The organism is Kocuria sediminis (assembly GCF_009735315.1).
Classification (GTDB): domain Bacteria; phylum Actinomycetota; class Actinomycetes; order Actinomycetales; family Micrococcaceae; genus Kocuria; species Kocuria turfanensis.
Window position 1 is genome coordinate 1 of sequence record NZ_WOGU01000052.1, and the last position, 941, is coordinate 941.

Below are 941 nucleotides of genomic sequence, written 5' to 3' on the forward strand. Positions count from 1 at the left end.
CACGCGCTGGGCATGGAGGTCACCGTGCTGGAGAAGTCCCCCACCCCGCTGTGCGGACCGCTGGGCGCCCAGCTGGGCACGGTGGTCGCCGGACTGCACGCCCGGGCCGGGGTCGAGCTGGTCTGCGGGGCCGACATCGCCGACTTCACCCGCACCGACGGATCCGTCAGCGCGGTGCACCTGGCCGACGGGCGGGTGCTGCCCGCCGATGTCGTGGTCGTGGGCATCGGGGCCGTGCCCAACACCGCCTGGCTGGAAGGCTCCGGGATCGAGCTGGGCAACGGCGTGCTCTGCGACGCGGTCGGGGCCACCAGCGTCGACGGGGTCGTGGCCGTGGGCGACTGCGCCGCCTGGTGGGACCCCGCCGCCGGGCGCCACCACCGGGTGGAGCACTGGACCGGGGCCGCCGAACGCCCCGCGGTCGCCGTCGGGGCGCTGCTGGGCGCGGACCCGGCGACCCTGCCGGCCGTGAAGCCCCCCTACTTCTGGTCCGACCAGTACGGCACCCGCCTGCAGTTCGCCGGCGACGCCGCCGGGGCCGAGCGCATCGTCTACGAGCACGGAGACCCCCAGGGACCGTCCTTCCTGGCCGTCTACTACACCGGCCAGGACCCGGTCGCGGTGCTGGCCTGGAACCAGACCAAGCTCTTCTGCCGCTGGCGCAAGACCCTCGAGAAGCGCGCCACGGCCGCCGCCCGCACCGCCGCCGCCCACCCCCAGGCCACCACCCGCACCACCGCCCTGCCCGCCGCGCTGCCGGCCGCGGTCTGAGCCACCGGCCACCCCGCGTCCGCAGCACCTGTCCTGTTCTTCCTCGTTCTTTCGTCTCTTCTCTTCCTCTTCTGCTGACCCTAGGAGCGCGAATTGTCGACCAATGTTGTCTCGGAGTCCCTGATCTCCACCCTGCCCGGATCCAGCTACGTGGACGAGGCCGTCTTCCG

The 941-nt window shown here is 73.4% G+C and carries 1 protein-coding gene; it reads left to right on the forward strand.

The window, feature by feature from the left end; genetic code table 11:
- Window positions 1-771 (forward strand): FAD-dependent oxidoreductase (locus tag GMA12_RS18150; RefSeq protein WP_162460051.1); only part of this gene is annotated, 771 nt, incomplete at its 5' end.
- Window positions 772-941 lie beyond the last annotated feature (170 nt).